Here is a 16,947-nt window from a genome sequence, read left to right as displayed (position 1 = left end):
CGTAAGTCGGGGAAACATAGAGGACATATGGAAAGTGTTTAGCCGTAAAACCTGTTTGAAAGAAAAATCTGGCGAAAGTGGACCCTTGCCGACACATGTAAGCGTATCAGAGCGTAAAACCACCCGCTTTGCACGTCAAATTTCGTCTCTTGTTTTGGCGCTTGGTGTTGCGGCGTGCAGCAGTGGCGAAGAAAAGCTGGCCAAAGGCTCTGTCGGCTATGTCGAAGGCTTTTTGGGCGGCGTTGTCGCTGACGAGCCGCGTGCTGCGTTGGTGGGGCGTGATATCCTGTCTTCTGGCGGCTCTGCCGGGGATGCGGCGGCGGCGATGTATTTCACCTTGGCCGTGACGTTGCCGTCGCGCGCTGGTCTTGGCGGTGGCGGGGTGTGCGTGGCGTTTGATCAAGCTAAAGGCGAAACCGATGTTGTGGACTTCACGGCCCAAGCCCCCAAAACCATCCCGCCAAGCGCAGACCGGCCCAGTGCCATTCCGTCCAATGCGCGTGGCATTTTTGCCATGCAAGCGCGCTATGGCCGTTTGTTGTGGGCCCAGGTGGTTGCTCCGGCTGAAAAGCTGGCGCGCTTCGGTCATCCGGTTTCGCGTGCTTTTGCACGGGATTTGAATGCCATTGGACAGGCTTTGTTGCGCGACCCGAACGCGCGCGCCATTTTTGCCTCCAAGCGGACCGGTAAGGTTCTGACGGAAGGTGAAACCCTTGAACAGTTGGAGCTGGCCGCGACCTTGGGCCGATTGCGCGCACGCGGTGTTGGACCGTTCTATACCGGACCGTTTGCCAAAATTTTTGTTGAGGGTGTGACCGCGGTCGGGGGATCGCTCAACGTGGAAGCATTGCGCGCCTACAAGCCGCAAGTGCGTGATACGGTGAAGGTCAAAGTCGGTTTCGAAGTGGCGCACTTTGCCCCACCACCGGCAGCGGCATCCACCCAGACAGCGGCCATGTTGGCCATGTTGTTAGAGCAAGGCGACTATGATGGCGCTGATGTGTCCCAGCGTGCTCACTTCATTGGCGAAGCTGGCGTTCATGCCTTTGCCGATCGTGAAACGTGGCTCAATAGCCGAGGTGCAGGCACCAAGTCTGCTGAGGCTTTAAGCCATGCCACACGCTACGAAAAGCTGTCAGACGGGCTCAACGTCCAGGGCAAAACGGCGGCGTCTCGTTTTCTGCCAGCACCGCGAAACCGCCATGAAACGCCGGCAACCACCAGCTTTTTGGCGGCGGACCCAGAAGGCAATGCGGTGGCGTGTGCGGTGACTATGAATTCCAGTTTCGGCACGGGACGCGTGGTTCCGGGCACCGGTGTCGTGTTGGCGGCGGCTCCGGGTGCGGGTGGGCGCGGACCGACGGGCTTGGCGCCAATGTTGATCGTCAATGAAAATTCCAATGAGTTTCGTATGGCTGCGAGCGCCAACGGCGGTGCGGTTGCGCCTTCCGTTTTGGCCAGTACGATCTTAAATGTTGTCGAAGGCGAGATGAGCGTCAGCGATGCCATCGCGGCACCGCGCATTCATAATGGGGGCGATCCGGATGTGACCTATTTTGAGGCAGGTCTGGACGAAAGCGCCAAAGCGCACTTGTCCACCCTGGGCCATCGCACCGCGGCCACACCGGTTTTGGGGCAAGTGAACATGCTCTATTGTGGCGGTGGGTTGCCGACGAAGCCCGCCACCTGTCAGATGAAAGCCGACCCGCGCGGGGCTGGCTTGGCGGCGGGGACGATGAATTGAGCTTAAAGGCTGCGAAACGGGGCGCAATCTCGCCTTTCATCGTCATGGACGTCATGCGTGCCGCCAACGCCAAACAGGCCGAAGGCGGCGACGTGCTTCATATGGAAGTGGGCCAGCCGTCCACACCGGGCCCGAAGAAAGTCTTAGAAGCTGCGAAGGCCGCGCTGGATGACGAGTTGTTGGGCTACACCGATGCGTTCGGCGTGCCGCCGCTTAAAGACTGCATCGCTCAGCATTATCAAGACAGTTATGGTGTCACTATCGACCCGTCCCGCATCGCCGTCACGACGGGGTCAAGCGGCGGGTTCATCCTCGCTTTCTTAGCGGCGTTTGACGCAGGTGATCGCGTTGCATTGGTGAGCCCAGGATACCCGGCTTATCGCAACATCTTGCAAGCGCTGGACATTGAAGTCGTCGACATCTTGACCGGGCCCGAGACCGATTATCAGCCGACACCAAAATTGTTGGCCGAGGTTGCGGGTCATCTGGACGGCTTGATTATCGCTTCACCATCCAACCCCACGGGTACAATGATCCCCCGCGACGGATTGGAAGCCTTAGCTGCGTATTGTGGTGAAAACGGCATTCGTTTGGTGTCCGACGAAATTTATCATGGCATCACGTTTGAAGACCCGGCCCACACCATGGCCGAATTCGACGAAGATTGTTTTGTGGTCAACAGCTTTTCCAAATACTACTCTATGACCGGGTGGCGTTTGGGCTGGTTGGTGTTTCCCGAAAGCTTGTCCCGCTCCATCGAATGTTTGGCACAGAACCTGTTTATCTCTGCGCCAACGTTATCTCAAATGGCCGCCGTGGAAGCGTTCAACAGTTTTGATGAGTTGGACGCCAATGTGGCACGCTACAAAACCAATCGCGATTTGTTGTTGGAAGAACTGCCCAAAGCGGGCTTCGACAAACTCAGTCATGCCCAAGGCGCGTTTTATGTCTATGCGGACGTATCACACCTGACCGATGACAGCTTGTCGTTTTGTCAGAAAATTTTGGCCGAAACAGGGGTGGCGGTAACACCGGGCGTCGACTTCGATCCCACGCGGGGGCATCAGTACTTGCGTTTTTCGTTTGCAGGCTCGACCGAGGACATGGCCGAAGCGGCGAAGCGTTTGAAAGTCTTCAGGCAGACACTTTAATCGACGAAGTTCACACCGGCAGCGCCGTGGTAGTAGCCGTTGGAAAAGGCCACGTCGCCCGAAAGTGCGCTCAGTTCTTCATCTCCGGCTTCGGCGTCGAGCGTACCGTTCAGCAGGTTGCGATAGACCTTTGCCACGGCCACCATGTCACAGGTGTGCGGTGATAGGCGGAAATGGGTAACGCCTAAGTCCTTCATCTCTGCCAATTCGGCTGAGAGGTTCTGGTAGCTGTACGACATGGTCTGCACGCCGTTCACGGCCAGGAAACTTTCGTTGTCGATGGTGTCTAATTCCAACCCGTCCGGGTCTTTTTCGCAGATGAACTGGCAGCTGTCTTTGTGCAGGCCGTGGTGGCGGGCGTGATAACAACGCGCGGAAATGGCTAACGGTAAGCGTCCAAAGACGAAGGCTTCGATCTCAGCGGCATTGCTAGCGGTCATGGCGCGGATGGCATCGCGTCCCAGTTCCACGGGCAAGCACAGGCGCTTGGCACCGCGCTCGGCAAAGTAATTCAGCGTGCCTTCGTTGTAGACGTTGACGAACGGCCCGATGACGTGTGGCGTGCCGTTTAGCAAAGCACACGCCGCGACGTCGTTGGCTTCGATCATGAGTTCGTCATTGTCTTCGGCTAAGGCGCGCAGATCGTTCATTTCGCGCGTGTTCATGATCAAGGCCAAGGTGGACAGCACCACCTCTTTGCCCGCCGCTTGCAGACGCTCTATGATGTCGGGAATGTGTTGGGTGTAGAACGGCGCGCGTTTGGAACACACGGCTTCACCCACATAGACGGTATCGACATCGGCTTCGTCGGCCATGCGGAAATAAAAATCGCGCCACACGCCGGCCTGCCAGTTGAATAGGACCGGACCTAAAGTGAGTTTTGCAGACATATCGTTCATTTGAAATCTCAACGCCAAGTCTTGTCATAAGCGCCGGAGGTTTTAGCTTGTCCCTCGGTGATGTTTTGCAGGTTTAGCGGAGGGGCCGCCTGTCCGGCCTTAACCGCGTCGACCGCTTGGCGGAAGGCGGAAACCACTTGCCCCACATAGGCACGACCGCGTTGGCGGCCTTCGATCTTCAAAGCCGTGACGCCCGCTTCCATCAGCTCGGGCAGCATTTCGGCGGCGGGGGAACACACACCATTGATATTCGGGGATTCACCCGTAGCATAAGACGACAGCTGACAGCGCCCTTCAGCCATGACACACAGGCCGCCGAAGACAAAGACTTCGGTTTCCACATCGATCTTTTGATTGAGCGCAGTGATTTCTTGAACGCTCAACACGCGCGGAAGCACCACACGCTTCACCCCAAACGCGTCCACATAAAAGTTGATGGAATCTGGGTTAGAGGCAGACGCCTGTACAGACAGGTGGCGGCGCAGGTCCGGGTGTTTTTCAGCTGCATAATGACACAGCCCAATGTCGGCCAAGATCACGCAATCCACCCCCAGCGCTGCGGCAGTCCGCGCACGGGGGCGGAGAGGGGGCCAAAGCCACCCGCCACTTCGTTTAACAAATCGATTTCCGTGCCGTCCACGGCATTGCGCAACGCCACCACGGCTTCGGTGTCACCCTCGATAACCAAGTCGCGTGAAAAGAACAGGGCATCGCCGTCTGTGCGGCCTTCCAAAAGCTCCAGCAGCTTCAATAACGGACCGCGCACGGTGGCGACGGTATCGGTGCCGTCCGGCGTGCGCTTGGCCGTTAACGTGGGCTTGTCGGCATTGGCGTTGAGGATAAAAACCAGTGGTAAGTCGACCGGATCGATCAGATAAACTGGGGTCTTCAAATCCGACAGCCGCTCGAACAAGCCCGGATGTCGGCTGTTCAACGTCGCCATAGCAGCGGTTAATGCAGGCTGTAAAATGGACGGGGGCAGGGGGCGTGCAACCAAGCCGCCGATGAGGATTGGCGACAGCGCAGGCTTGGGCCCAGAGGAAGATGATGGTGGCGCAAACATCTCGTATTTTCACCTTGGAATGATGATAAACTACAAATTAAGTGTGTAGCTTGTAGTAACGGGCGGGTGAGGCAAAGGGCTATTCACGTTGAATTGAGCACCATTCGATCAAGAATGCGGTTCAGCGCAGATCAGAACGTGACGTCCACCCGGGGGGCTTGTGTGTCCTTGGCATCAAAGAAGCTGCGGCATTCCGCCAAACGACCGGCGTCAATGGCGTGTTGGTCGATGAGGTATTGTTTGGTCATGCGCGCCCGGCTCACAGCCATTTCTTCAAGCTTGGCGAGAACCTGTTTGTCCACGGATTGTTTTTCGTCTGCGCTCAACTGCGGTTTGTGTTCAACAGGGGGCGTTTGAGGCGTCGTTGCTTGTGGATCAGCCTTGGCCGCCTGTTCGACTTTTTGAGCCAAGGCGTCAGCGTAAGCTTGAGCGGTGAGGGCCGCTTGGTCGGCACCGGTCGTGCGACCGCACATGCGAATGCCCAGCTTGGGACGCTCTTTCAGCACCAAGGCCAACTGATCGGCGTGGGTTTTGGTGGCTGCGGCCAAAGTGTCTTGTCCGGCAGGGAAGACTGCGGGCTTAAAGTTGACGCTGCCGTCTTCCGCTTCGGCAATGAGCGAGATCAGAGCCGCCGGTGGGAACAAAACCTTGAAGATTCCACCTGCGGCAGCCTTCACGGCGCCGCCCACCGCTTGGTTGATGGCGTTGCTGAGATCAAATTCCGGTTTGTCCATGTCCCCCGTGACGGGCAGGGTGATGCCGATATGCCCATCGCCGTCTTCCAACAGACCGATGACGGTCTCTACGGGCATGCCGACGGTGTCGGATAATTTCTGGCGATCCTCATCGGACAAGGGCGTGAAGGTGAGCTTGTCCAGACCGATATCCACTTTGGCATCAAGTTGCCCGCCGACGACTTTGCCCGCTCCGTCAACGGCCAAGCGCCCGCCGTCTAAGTGCATGCCGACGGATTTGGCCGCAAAGGATGAAAACGCGGGCAGCTCCAACGTTTTTAGCGAACTGTTGACGTCAAATGACAGTTGTTCGGCTAAGGGTTTGACCCAGCCAGTAACGGCCACAGGGGCGAACTGGTTGATTTTTCCCTGCAGCGCGACCGTGGTGGGCTGGTCGGGATTGTCGCTGGCGATGTTTTCAATGGACAAGGTTTCAAAATCAAACTGAACTTTGAACGGTGGGGTTAGGGATCCATCGCCATAGGTGATCTGGCTAGCGTTGTCCAACTCGACACGGTCAACACGGAAACGGAAGGGTTTGGCCTCTTCGTCTTGTTGCGAGGCCGGCTCTTGTGCGGATTGGGGCATTTCAAGCGTTGCAATCTTTTCGGTGACGTTCAGCTCTAAGCCTTCACCGCCGATGCGCGCGATCTGCACATCCAACCCATTTTTGTCGTCAAGGGCTACGTTCACGTTCTCAAGCGCCAGGGCACTGATTTTTGCGACAGCTCCGCCGTCGCCGACGTTCGCCTCAACCCCTTCTAAGCGCACGTCACTTTGAACGCGCACAGCCATGTCCGCGTCTAAATCCAGCTGCAGTTCCCAGACCAATGCGCCGCCTGCTTCCAGGGGGCCGAATTCGGGCAGTTTCACCAGGGATGCGAGCCGCTTGAGGGAAATTCCGGACAAACGGCCCTTGCTATTTGCCGCCAACGCGCTTGCGAACGGTTTTGCCGTGCCACTGACCTTTAAATCCATGTCGTTAATGTTCGCGGCAATGTCATAGCGCCCGGATTGGTCCGGTTGCCAGCCGAAAAAGTTCTCTAAGCTCACCTGTTCCAATTGGACAGAAGCGTTCACACCTGCGGCTTCATCAACAAAGTCGATGCGGCTGTTGGCGAGTGTCAATTGATTGAGGCCGGGAAGCCAAGGCTTGGACTGCGTTGGCTCAGGTACTGGTGTTGGCGTTTTGGCGGCCATCGGTAAAACTACGTCGTTGAGCCGGATGGCGCCGTTTGCCTCACGGACAACGCTGAGCTCAATGCCTTCGATTTCGATGCGGTGGACCAAGATGCGCCGGTCCCACAAGGCGCCCAGGTCGTAGTGCAACACCAGCCGTTCCATGCCGAGAGGCGGTTCGTTTTCGCGTGCCAGAGACACGGGGCCCAGGCGAACATGTTGGTTCCACCAATCCACCTCCAAGGTCTCTAACCCCTTCGGCTGAAAGCCCATGGCCTTCAATTCATCACCTGCAAGCTTGGCCGTGATGGGCGCGGCAATCATCAATGTGAGGACAACGAGTCCCACAAGAGCAAGGGCAATTGCGCCACCAATGCGGAGCTTTTTATGTGGCGTGGTTTTGGTTGTGGTAACACCCATGGGCTTCAAATCCCTCTTTCGAAACGCGGCGGAAGACAGCTTAGACAAAACGGGGGCCGACGCACAACGCGTTGGCCCCCGTTTCAGTAATTAAAGTGCAGTGGCTGTTAGCCTAAGTTCCACCAGCCCTTGCGTTTGGGTTTGTCTTCCACTTCACCCACGACGACGGTTTCAACACCTGTCACGGGGGCTTTGGGCTCTTCAGCCGGAGCCTCAACCTTAGGCGTTTCCACCTTGGGTTCAGCAGCCGCCTCAGCTGCCGCTTCTTTCGGGGCTTCCTCCGTACCCTCGTCGGCTTTTTTGCGACGCGAACGGGTGCGGCGGCGTTTGGGCTTTTCTTCGCCTTCATCAGCGCCAGACGTGTCTTCAGAGCTTTCAGAGCTTTCGGCGGCCTCTGCCGCTTTGGCTTCATCGCCGGTGTCGGACGATTTGGGGCGACGGCGCGAACGGCGACGACGTTTGGGCTTTTCTTCGCCGTCTTCACCTTCAGCGTCTTCGCTGGAGGCTTCTTTGGTTTCTGCACCGTCTTCGGCGTCAGCGGGTTTGCGGCGGCGTGAGCGGCGGCGGCGTTTGGGTTTTTCTTCACCCTCACGCGTTTCACCGTCTTCGGACGCGGCTTCGCTTTCTTCAGACTCGCCGGATTCTAAGTTTTCCGTGGCCTCTTCTGCGCCTTCACCAGTGCGACGGCGACGGCGTCCACCCCGGCGCGAGCGACGGCGGCGGCGGCCTTTGCCGTCTTCACCGTCTTCATCACCGTTCGTGTTGTCTTTGGTTTCGACGGTGTCTTGCATTTCGGTGTTTTCACCCTCGTCACCGCGTTTGCGGCCCCGGCGACGGCGACGGCGGCGACGGGTGCTGTCTTCGTTGCCTTCGGGACGTACGGTGGCAACCATTTCGGAAATGGTTTCTCCGCCGAGATTTTTGGTGCGTTCCAAGCGCAGGTCCGGCGGGATGAGCGAATCATCGCTGGCCATGATTACACGCATGTCGTACTTGGCTTCCAATTCGGCCAAGGCGTCGCGTTTGTGGTTCAAGATATAGAGCGCAACCGACGTCGGCACGTGAACGGTCAGTTCGGACGCGCGGCGGTTCGCACCTTCTTCGTCAATGGCGCGCAAAACCACCAAAGCGGTGCTTTCGGTGGAGCGGCGAATGCCGGTGCCGCCACAATGCGGGCAGGGCTCGGAAGAGGTTTCGATCAAGCTCGGACGCAGGCGCTGGCGCGACATTTCCAACAAGCCAAACGGGCTGATGCGGCCCACTTGGATGCGCGCACGGTCATGCTTCAGCGCTTCTTTCATGCGCCGCTCAACTTGCGAATTGTTGCGGTTGATGTCCATGTCGATGAAATCGATGACCACCAAGCCGGCCAAGTCGCGCAGGCGCAACTGGCGCGCCACTTCGTCGGCAGCTTCCAAGTTGGTTTTCACCGCGGTTTCTTCGATGTTGCGTTCTTTGGTGGAGCGGCCGGAGTTGACGTCGATGGACACCAAAGCTTCGGTCGGGTTGATCACCAAGTAACCGCCGGACGGCAGGTTCACCACCGGGTTGTGGATGGCATCGAGTTGGTTTTCGACACCGGCGCTGCGAAACAGCGGTGCGGAAACATCTTTGTACTGTTTGACCTTGCGCGCGTGGCTGGGGATTAACAGCTTCATGAATTCTTTGGCGGCTTTGTATGCGCCTTCGCCTTCGACTTGAATGTCGTCAATGTCGCGGGTGTATAGATCGCGGATCGATCGGCGCACAATATCGCCTTCTTCATGGACCAGGGTCGGCGCCGTGGATTGCAGCGTCAAATCGCGCACGTTCTTCCACAAACGGATCAGGTATTCAAAATCGCGCTTGATTTCAGCCTTGGTCCGGCCAATCCCTGCGGTGCGCAGAATGACGGCCATGCCCGGCGGAATGTCCAAGCTCGACAAAATGGCTTTCAAGGATTTGCGGTCGGCCGAGTTGGTGATTTTGCGCGAAATCCCGCCACCGCGAGACGTGTTCGGCATCAGCACGCAATAGCGGCCCGCCAAGGAAATATAGGTGGTGAGCGCTGCACCCTTGTTGCCGCGCTCTTCCTTGACGACTTGGACCAACAAGACCTGACGGCGCTTGATGACTTCTTGGATTTTGTAGTTTTTGTGGTTGTGGCGGCGGGTTTTGGTCTCTTCGACCTCGTCGCTTTCATCACCGCCGACGGTTTCGACGTCTTCGTCTTCAGCGTCTTGGGGAGCGTCTTCGCGGGCTTGTTCCGCCGGAGCCTCTTCAGAGGCCTCAGCTGCAGCGTCTTCAGCCGATGCTTCTTCAGCCGGAGCTTCTTCTTCGCTTGCAGCGTCTTCAGCAGCCTCTTCTTCAGGGGCGTCTTCGGGGACAAACGGTTCAGGAGCAATGTCGGCAGCGATTTCGCCGTCGGGTTTTTCTTCGTCGTCGGTGCTATCTTCACCAGCGTCTTCAGACGTTTCTTCTGTAACGTCTTCAGAGGCCTCAGCTTCGACGACGACCTCTTCGGGCTCGACATCAATGATGTTTGCCTCGTCTTCGAGCTCTTCGCCAGAGCGGTCTTCGACCGGGATTTGGTAATAATCGGGGTGGATTTCGCTAAACGCCAAGAAACCGTGACGGTTTCCGCCATAGTCTACAAAAGCCGCTTGAAGCGAGGGCTCCACACGGACGACTTTGGCGAGGTAGATGTTGCCTTTAAGTTGGCGGCGGGACGAAACTTCGACGTCGAAATCTTCAAGTTGATGTCCATCAACGAGTGCGACCCGCGTTTCTTCCGGGTGGGCCGCATCGATTAGCATGCGTTTGGTCATGGAATTGGGAACTCCGTGCGCATCCGGGATCGGCGTCTGTCAAGGCAAACGGGGTCGGGGATACACAGTTCTTGTAGCTGCCGTGCGCGCGCACAAAATTGGCCGTTGTCCCCAGGACATCGGTTACAATTGTCAGTGCGGCTTGCGCGCTTTTGGCAAGCATAGGGTTGAAACCTTCACTCAATACGCAAGCGCGGTTTTGCGGGGGTATTCCTTTAACCAATGCCGGGCTTAGCCCTGGGCTTACATGGCGGAACCACACGGCGGTGAAACAGCAAATTCTTGAGTGGGTTTCACCAACTGAACGGATTTATCCGTTTGTGCCAGCTACGCCTAAGGCTGTGTTCACCGCCATCCGCTTTCCGCGCCTGCAGAAAACTTGTTTAAAACCAATAGGTTCAGGGATTCGATAAAAAATCGAGACTCTCCCCTCAGATTATTGGCTGAGGTTAAGATAACGGTAGTAAATTGATTTCACAATCAGATAAATGATCTATCTGTTTTGACGCCCTGAACAATCTTGGATTGTTCGCAGGGCGCGATGCATGTTTTTAAGGCGCAAAGGGTGTTTAATCGTTAAAATGTCCGATGATTGTGCCGCATGACCACCAGGAGCCGGGCTTGACCTTTATGGCCTTTTTTTCGCGTAAATTGACACGCTCGACCACTCGACACTCAGTTCTGAAGATTTGGGGCGGGGTATTGGTGGGCTGCGTGTTGGCTGTGGCGGGTTTGTCCGCCTCTGCGCTCGACGCGCCGAACAAGGCCCAAACCGTGGTGTCCGATGTGCGCGTCGGCCAGCACGCCAAGCAAACCCGGATCGTTTTGGATTTGAGCCGCGAGGTGAAGTTTGAAGTCTTCACACTGCCCGATCCCTACCGTGTGGTTCTCAACCTACCAGAAGTTGACTGGCAGTTGGGCAACAAGACGGTTCCCGAAAACAAGGGTGTCTTGAGCCGCATGCGCTATGGCCTGTTCACACCGGGCACGTCGCGCATGGTGTTGGACGTCAAAGGTCCGGTCAATGTTCAACAGAGCTTCGTGCTGAAACCCGGTGCCAACAAAAACTGGCGCTTGGTGATGGATTTGGCTCCGACTTCGGAAACGCAATTTCTGGAACGTTTAGCTGCTCAACGCGCCAAAGCCCGCAAAAGCTTGGACGAATTGGTCGCAAAAGTGAGCCCGCCGAAGGCTCCGGAGGTGAAAGCCACCCCTGCGGCCGTTCCCGCACCGCCGCAAAGCACCAACCCGTCGTTGCCGCCGCGCCGTCCATCAGCGCCGGGCAAGCGTGTTATCGTGATTGACGCCGGTCACGGCGGTGTGGACCCGGGTACTATCGGCACGGCGAAGACCTATGAAAAGCACATCACCTTGGCCATGGCCAAACAGTTGGCGCGCACATTAAACGCAACGGGGCGTTTTGACGCCAAGCTGACGCGGACGCGCGATATTTTCCTGCGTTTGCGCGATCGGGTCCGCATTGCACGCCGGGCAAAGGCGGATTTGTTCATTTCTATCCATGCCGATGCGGTGAAAAACAAACGCACGCGCGGGATGTCGGTTTATACCTTGTCTGAGCGTGCCTCGGATAAAGAGGCCGCGAAACTGGCTGCCAAGGAAAACAAAGCCGATTTGATCGCGGGTATTGATCTGTCGACTGAAAGCAAAGACGTCACCAATATCTTATTGGACTTGGCCCAGCGCGAAACCATGAACCAATCGGCGCGTTTCGCCCAATCGTTGGTCACGTCCATGCGCTCCGAGGTCAAGCTTTTGCGCAACACGCACCGGTTTGCCGGGTTTGCCGTGCTCAAGGCTCCGGACATGCCGTCTATCCTTATAGAAATGGGCTTCTTGTCGAACCGCCAAGACGAGCGCAATTTGAAAAGCAAGACGTACCGCCAAAAGATGGCCGAAGCCATTGTGCGCGGCATCGACAAGCATTTCAAAGGCACGCAGGAAGCGCGCATCCACTAAATTTTCACCTAAGGCTCTAATATACTGTCATATATGAGACACAATTGGCGGCTATTGAGGTCGCGCCTGGAATTGCGTAGCTTGTAGTCCTATGAAGCGTTTATTGAAAATCATTTTGGTCTTGTTGGGATTGGTCCTGTTCGGTGGCTTTGCCGCTGCCGGGGCCGGTGTCTATGTTTTTTGGCATTTCGGCCAGGGCCTGCCCGATTACAAACAACTGGCGCACTATGAGCCGCCGGTGATGACCCGCGTGCATGCGGGCGATGGGCGTTTGTTGGCCGAATACGCCACAGAAAAGCGCGTGTTCGTGCCTGTACGCGCCATGCCGCGCCGCGTGATCCATGCGGTCTTGGCGGCGGAAGACAAACACTTTTACGAACATCCCGGTATCGACCCGTTGGGTCTCACGCGTGCGGTTTTGACCAACATCAAAAACTATGGCTCTGGCCGTCGTCCTGTCGGCGCCAGTACCATCACGCAACAGGTCGCCAAAAACTTCTTGCTCACTAACGAAGTGTCGTATGAACGCAAAATCAAAGAAGCCATCTTGGCGTTTCGGATTGAGCGCGCGTTCACCAAAGACCGGATTTTGGAATTGTATCTCAACGAAGTCTATTTGGGCCGGGGCTACGGTATCGCCGCTGCGGCGCTGAATTACTTCAATAAGTCTTTGGACGAACTGACCATTGCGGAGTCTGCCTATTTGGCCGCGCTGTTGAAAGCGCCGACCAACTACCACCCGGTGCGCAAGCGCGACGCCGCCATTATCCGCCGCAACTGGGTAATCGGTCGCATGACCGAAGACGGCTACATCACCGCCGCCGAAGCCAGCCGCGCCAAGCGCCAGCCTCTGGACGTGGTGAACCGCGCCGAAACCGAATACTTCAATGCCCCTTATTTCGCCGAAGAAGTCCGTCGCGAGCTTTATGACAAGTACGGCAAAGACGGGCTTTATACCGGTGGCATGAGCGTGCACACCACGTTGGAGCCACGCTTGCAGGCCATCGCCGAAAAGACCTTGCACGACGGCTTGATCGCTTACGACCGCCGTCACGGTTGGCGTGGGCCGCTCAGCCGCATCGAAGGCGATGTGGACTTTGTTGCGACGATTAACCAGATGGAACCGCCCAAGGGCTTAGGCGAATGGAAGCTGGCCGTCGTCAAAGCGTTGGACGACGAAGCCGCCACCATTCTTGTCAAAGGAACCGGCCAAGCCACCGTGCCGTTGCGCGAACTCAAATGGGGCCGCGCGTGGCTCAAGGGTGAAAAACGCGGGCCTGTGGTGCGCAAGCCTGGCGATGTCTTACAGGTCGGCGACGTCATCGCGGTCGAGCCTGTGTTGACGTACACCCAAGGCAAAGACAACGCGCAAGAGACCATCGCATATCCGCCCAATACCTTTGCGCTGCGCCAAATTCCGGAAATCCAAGGGGCCATCGTGGCCTTGGATCCGCACACCGGGCGCGTTTTGGCCATGTCGGGCGGGTTCAGCCACGACATGTCCGAATTCAACCGCGCCACCCAGGCCAAACGCCAACCGGGCTCGGCGTTTAAACCTTTCGTCTACATGGCGGCTTTGGATGCAGGCTTTACGCCGTCGACACTGATCTTGGACGCGCCGTTTGTGATCGACCAAGGCCCAGGCCTGCCCAAGTGGCGTCCGGCCAACTACACCAAAAAATTCTACGGGCCGTCGACCATGCGGCTCGGCATTGAAAAGTCGCGCAACTTGATGACCGTGCGCTTGGCGCAAACCGTGGGCATGGAAAAGATCTCTGAGTACGCGGAGCGTTTTGGCATCATTGACAAAATGCCTGAACAACTTGCCATGTCGCTGGGCTCTGGCGAAACCACGCTGCTCGATCTGACTTCGGCTTATGCCATGCTGGTCAACGGCGGCAAGCGCATCGCGCCGACCTTTGTGGATCGAATCCAAGACCGCAACGGCCAAATCGTCTACCGCCACGACGGGCGCGCCTGCAATGGCTGCCAAGCCGTGTCGTGGACGAGCCAAGAGGTGCCTGAGCTCGAAGACAACCGCGCGCTCGTCACCGACCCGGCCAGTGCCTATCAGATGGTTTCCATGTTGGAAGGCACGGTGCAGCGCGGCACGGGCCGTCGTGTGCGGGCCGTGGGCAAACCGCTTGGCGGTAAGACGGGCACCACCAACGATGCCTTGGATGCCTGGTTCATCGGCTTTTCGCCCGACTTGGCCGTGGGTGTGTTTACGGGCTTTGACGAGCCGCGTTCACTGGGCCCGCGCGAACAAGGCGCCTCGGTCGCGTCACCGATCTTCCGCGACTTCATGAAGGGGGCGCTGGAAAAGCAAAAGCCCATTCCCTTCCGGATTCCGCCGGGCATCCACATGGTCCGCGTCAACGCCACCACAGGCCTGCCCACCAACGGCAAACGCGGTGTGATCTTGGAAGCCTTCAAACCCGGCACCGTGCCGACGTCCAACACACAAGTTTTGGGTGGCCCGGGTACGCCGGGTACGGAAAGTGCTAGTGGTGAAGCGCCTGCTGCGGGGACGGGTGGGTTGTATTAGTCGTACTCAGCGTTTCAGGTCGCGATAGAAGTTTTCGTGCGATCCCAGCGCCAGCAGTTTGACCACGCCGTCCAGCTCCAAAACCTCATAAGCCAACAGGGCGAGCTGGTGGTTCAGTTTGAATTTGTAGACGCGCACACCTGCCAAATCGCCGACCTTGGGTTCCCCAATTTCGGGCTCGGCGAGAACGGAGCGCACGGCTTCATCCAATGCGGCTTTGTCTTGCTTGTGCAACCGCTTCAACGCGCGTTTGAATGTTGGGGTGATGAGGGGGGGAAGCATTTCACGCAGCCTCAGTCAAACACATACTCTTCGTCGGCGTCTTCTGTGCGCGCCATCAAAATGTCTTTGATCAACGCATAGGGCAGGTCCGGGTTTTCCTCCGCAATTTTACCGACCTGAGACCAATGCTCAATCTGCTTGGGCACAGAACGATGCTCCAACTGGCCATGACGTTTCGCCGTCGCAACGAAGTCTTCGGGGAGTTTAACGTTGATGGGCATTTTGGTCTCCTGCATTTTATAGGCAGCATATTAATCCAAAATAGACCAAAAGGGAACCTTGTGAGTGTGAGGTAAACAAATTTCACTTGCGTCTTGTTCTGTCTCCACCTTCCCGCTAAAAACACTCCAACAAACCCAACACCAAAAGGAACTCCCGCTCCATGCGTGCCGAGATCGAAGCGATTACTCAAGACCTCAAACAGTCGGTGGAACTGTTGAGGAGGCATCTTTGACTACGACCAAGCTGTTCTGCGTCTAGAAGAACTGAACGCTTTGGCCGAAGATCCGGAGCTGTGGAACGACGCCGCCAAGGCCCAGGCCTTGATGAAAGAGCGCACCAAGCTGGACGGGTTGATCAAAGAAATCGACGGCCTTGAGGCTGATCTCAACGACAACATCGAGCTCATCGAAATGGGTGAGGCGGAAGGCGACGACGACATCATATCTGAGGCCGAAGCCTCCCTGATGGCCGCCAAAGAGCGTGCGGGCAAGGCTGAGTTGCAGACCCTGCTGTCCGGCGAAGCGGACGCCAATAACTGTTATTTTGAGGTTCACGCCGGTGCCGGCGGCACCGAGGCCCAGGACTGGGCGGAGATGCTGACGCGCATGTATGTGCGCTGGGCCGAACAGCACGGTTACAAAACCGAGTGGCTGGAAGAAAGCCCAGGTGAGGAAGCGGGGATCAAATCGTGCACCATCAAGATTTCCGGTGAAAACGCCTATGGTTGGATGAAGACGGAATCCGGTGTGCACCGTTTGGTGCGCATCTCGCCTTATGATTCGTCCGCCCGCCGTCACACCAGCTTTACCTCCGTCTGGGTCTATCCGGAAATCGACGACGATTTTGAAGTCCAATACGAAGACAAAGACTTGCGGGTCGATACCTACCGGGCAAGCGGCGCGGGCGGTCAGCACGTGAACAAGACGGATTCCGCCATTCGCATCACCCACTTGCCCACCGGCATTGTGGTGCAGTGTCAAAACGACCGCTCTCAACACAAAAACCGGGCTGCGGCGTTTAAAATGTTGAACGCGCGTTTGTACGAAGAAGAACTGCGCAAGCGTGAAGAGGCATCCCAAGCCGAGCACGACGCCAAAACCGACATCGGTTGGGGTCACCAAATTCGCTCCTACGTCTTGCAGCCATATCAAATGGTGAAAGATTTGCGCACGGGCGTGGAAACGTCGAACACGTCTGCTGTGCTGGACGGCGATCTGGATCAGTTCATGGAAGCCGCACTGGCGCACCGCGTTCAAGGCGGTGGTGGGGCTGTCGAAGATATCGACTAACGCCTCAGTTATGCCCAGCTAAAAACGCACCCGCGCCCATCATCACCGATCCGGCACCCCGATTAAGCCGTTTCATGGCCTTTTCGCTTTTGAAGTAGCCGCGCGCTTTGGCGGCAAAAAAGGCGATGAGCATCAGGCCCATCGTTAAGGCGATCAGTGTAAGCACGCTCGCCAAAGCGATGTCGAAGGTGCCGAGCGCCGAGATGTCCATGAACGTTGGCAAAAAGGCGATGTAAAACAAAATCACTTTGGGGTTGGAGCCGGAAATCAAGAAACCCTGCATGAAGGTGAGCCAAAATCCGGTGCGCCTAGAATGGCCGTCTTCCATGGACAAATCCACAGGGGCCGTCCACATTTTCCAACCGAGATAAATCAAGTACGCCGCACCGAGAATGCGAACGGCGATGAAAACTTCATTGAAGTGGGTGGCGATGGCGGCCAAGCCAAAGCACGCTGCGATGAGGTATAGAATATCGCTGATGGCCATGCCGATGGCCAAGCCCCAGCAAGAACCTGCCCCTTGCGTCAAGGCGCGCGCCAAGATCGCGAAGACACCTGCTCCAGGTGTAATGCTGAACACAAACACAGCCAGAAAAAAGGCCAGAGCACTTTCAGGAGACACGGCAGCCTCG

At 57.1% G+C, this 16,947-nt stretch carries 12 protein-coding genes and 1 pseudogene; 5 read left to right on the top strand and 8 right to left on the bottom strand.

The window, feature by feature from the left end; translation table 11 throughout:
• Positions 1-34: 34 nt before the first annotated feature.
• A complete protein-coding gene (locus V5T82_RS11990) occupies positions 35-1,744 on the top strand; it encodes a gamma-glutamyltransferase (RefSeq protein WP_332895879.1) in 1,710 nt (569 codons plus the stop codon).
• Positions 1,741-2,895 (top strand): pyridoxal phosphate-dependent aminotransferase, encoded by a 1,155-nt coding sequence (locus tag V5T82_RS11985; RefSeq protein ID WP_332895878.1) that lies wholly within the window; start codon positions 1,741-1,743, stop codon positions 2,893-2,895. The genes V5T82_RS11990 and V5T82_RS11985 overlap by 4 nt, the downstream gene beginning before the upstream one ends.
• Here the strand turns inward: V5T82_RS11985 and ubiV are convergent.
• From ubiV to V5T82_RS11960, 5 genes and pseudogenes are all read right to left on the bottom strand, one after another.
• Positions 2,892-3,794 (bottom strand): ubiquinone anaerobic biosynthesis protein UbiV, encoded by a 903-nt coding sequence (ubiV, locus tag V5T82_RS11980; RefSeq protein WP_332895877.1) that lies wholly within the window; start codon positions 3,792-3,794, stop codon positions 2,892-2,894. The two genes, V5T82_RS11985 and ubiV, sit on opposite strands and share 4 nt — an antisense overlap.
• A gap of 8 nt (positions 3,795-3,802) precedes the next feature.
• Positions 3,803-4,357: pseudogene (locus V5T82_RS11975) on the bottom strand (peptidase U32 family protein); the annotation flags it as partial.
• Positions 4,330-4,857, bottom strand: coding sequence for a ubiquinone anaerobic biosynthesis accessory factor UbiT (gene ubiT, locus V5T82_RS11970; RefSeq protein ID WP_332895876.1), 528 nt, complete (start codon positions 4,855-4,857; stop codon positions 4,330-4,332). The gene ubiT and the pseudogene V5T82_RS11975, both read right to left, overlap by 28 nt.
• Before the next feature lie 131 nt (positions 4,858-4,988).
• Positions 4,989-7,190, bottom strand: a complete 2,202-nt coding sequence (locus tag V5T82_RS11965) for a DUF748 domain-containing protein (RefSeq protein ID WP_332895875.1) — start codon at positions 7,188-7,190, stop codon at positions 4,989-4,991.
• Positions 7,191-7,297: 107 nt separating this feature from the next.
• On the bottom strand, positions 7,298-9,997 hold the full coding sequence (locus tag V5T82_RS11960) for an Rne/Rng family ribonuclease (RefSeq protein ID WP_332895874.1): 2,700 nt from the start codon (positions 9,995-9,997) through the stop codon (positions 7,298-7,300).
• Positions 9,998-10,627: 630 nt separating this feature from the next.
• Here V5T82_RS11960 and V5T82_RS11955 point away from each other — a divergent pair.
• Both V5T82_RS11955 and V5T82_RS11950 read left to right on the top strand, forming a co-directional pair.
• On the top strand, positions 10,628-11,974 hold the full coding sequence (locus tag V5T82_RS11955; RefSeq protein ID WP_332895954.1) for an N-acetylmuramoyl-L-alanine amidase: 1,347 nt from the start codon (positions 10,628-10,630) through the stop codon (positions 11,972-11,974).
• A gap of 91 nt (positions 11,975-12,065) precedes the next feature.
• Positions 12,066-14,522, top strand: a complete 2,457-nt coding sequence (locus V5T82_RS11950) for a penicillin-binding protein 1A (RefSeq protein WP_332895873.1) — start codon at positions 12,066-12,068, stop codon at positions 14,520-14,522.
• Positions 14,523-14,528: 6 nt separating this feature from the next.
• On the opposite strand, the gene V5T82_RS11945 is transcribed toward V5T82_RS11950, so the two are convergent.
• The gene (locus V5T82_RS11945; RefSeq protein WP_332895872.1) at positions 14,529-14,804 is read right to left on the bottom strand and encodes a type II toxin-antitoxin system RelE/ParE family toxin; all 276 of its coding nucleotides are present in this window, start codon (positions 14,802-14,804) and stop codon (positions 14,529-14,531) included.
• Positions 14,805-14,815: 11 nt separating this feature from the next.
• The gene (locus tag V5T82_RS11940) at positions 14,816-15,025 is read right to left on the bottom strand and encodes a TA system antitoxin ParD family protein (RefSeq protein ID WP_332895871.1); all 210 of its coding nucleotides are present in this window, start codon (positions 15,023-15,025) and stop codon (positions 14,816-14,818) included.
• 161 nt (positions 15,026-15,186) lie between these two features.
• On the opposite strand from V5T82_RS11940, the gene prfB reads away from it, so the two are divergent.
• Positions 15,187-16,315, top strand: a protein-coding gene (gene prfB, locus V5T82_RS11935) for a peptide chain release factor 2 (protein WP_332895870.1) whose coding sequence is annotated in 2 segments (ribosomal slippage) — positions 15,187-15,255 and positions 15,257-16,315 — 1,128 coding nt in all. Because the reading frame shifts where the segments join, the coding sequence is not laid out codon by codon here.
• Positions 16,316-16,319: 4 nt separating this feature from the next.
• Here prfB and V5T82_RS11930 read toward each other — a convergent pair.
• Positions 16,320-16,937: a LysE family translocator gene (locus tag V5T82_RS11930; protein ID WP_332895869.1), complete on the bottom strand. Its 618-nt coding sequence runs from the start codon at positions 16,935-16,937 to the stop codon at positions 16,320-16,322.
• Positions 16,938-16,947: the final 10 nt, after the last annotated feature.

Source organism: Magnetovibrio sp. PR-2, assembly GCF_036689815.1.
Taxonomy (GTDB): Bacteria; Pseudomonadota; Alphaproteobacteria; order Rhodospirillales; family Magnetovibrionaceae; genus Magnetovibrio.
This window is presented reverse-complemented; position numbering and strand designations above follow the sequence as displayed.

Excerpts from the sequence above, each read along its gene's own strand:
- ubiV (WP_332895877.1), bottom strand. The coding sequence starts at position 3,794 with ATGAACGATATGTCTGCAAAACTCACTTTAGGTCCGGTCCTATTCAAC.
- ubiT (WP_332895876.1), bottom strand. The coding sequence starts at position 4,857 with ATGTTTGCGCCACCATCATCTTCCTCTGGGCCCAAGCCTGCGCTGTCG.
- V5T82_RS11965 (WP_332895875.1), bottom strand. The coding sequence starts at position 7,190 with ATGGGTGTTACCACAACCAAAACCACGCCACATAAAAAGCTCCGCATT.
- V5T82_RS11960 (WP_332895874.1), bottom strand. The coding sequence starts at position 9,997 with ATGACCAAACGCATGCTAATCGATGCGGCCCACCCGGAAGAAACGCGG.
- V5T82_RS11955 (WP_332895954.1), top strand. The coding sequence starts at position 10,628 with ATGGCCTTTTTTTCGCGTAAATTGACACGCTCGACCACTCGACACTCA.
- V5T82_RS11950 (WP_332895873.1), top strand. The coding sequence starts at position 12,066 with ATGAAGCGTTTATTGAAAATCATTTTGGTCTTGTTGGGATTGGTCCTG.
- V5T82_RS11945 (WP_332895872.1), bottom strand. The coding sequence starts at position 14,804 with ATGCTTCCCCCCCTCATCACCCCAACATTCAAACGCGCGTTGAAGCGG.
- V5T82_RS11940 (WP_332895871.1), bottom strand. The coding sequence starts at position 15,025 with ATGCCCATCAACGTTAAACTCCCCGAAGACTTCGTTGCGACGGCGAAA.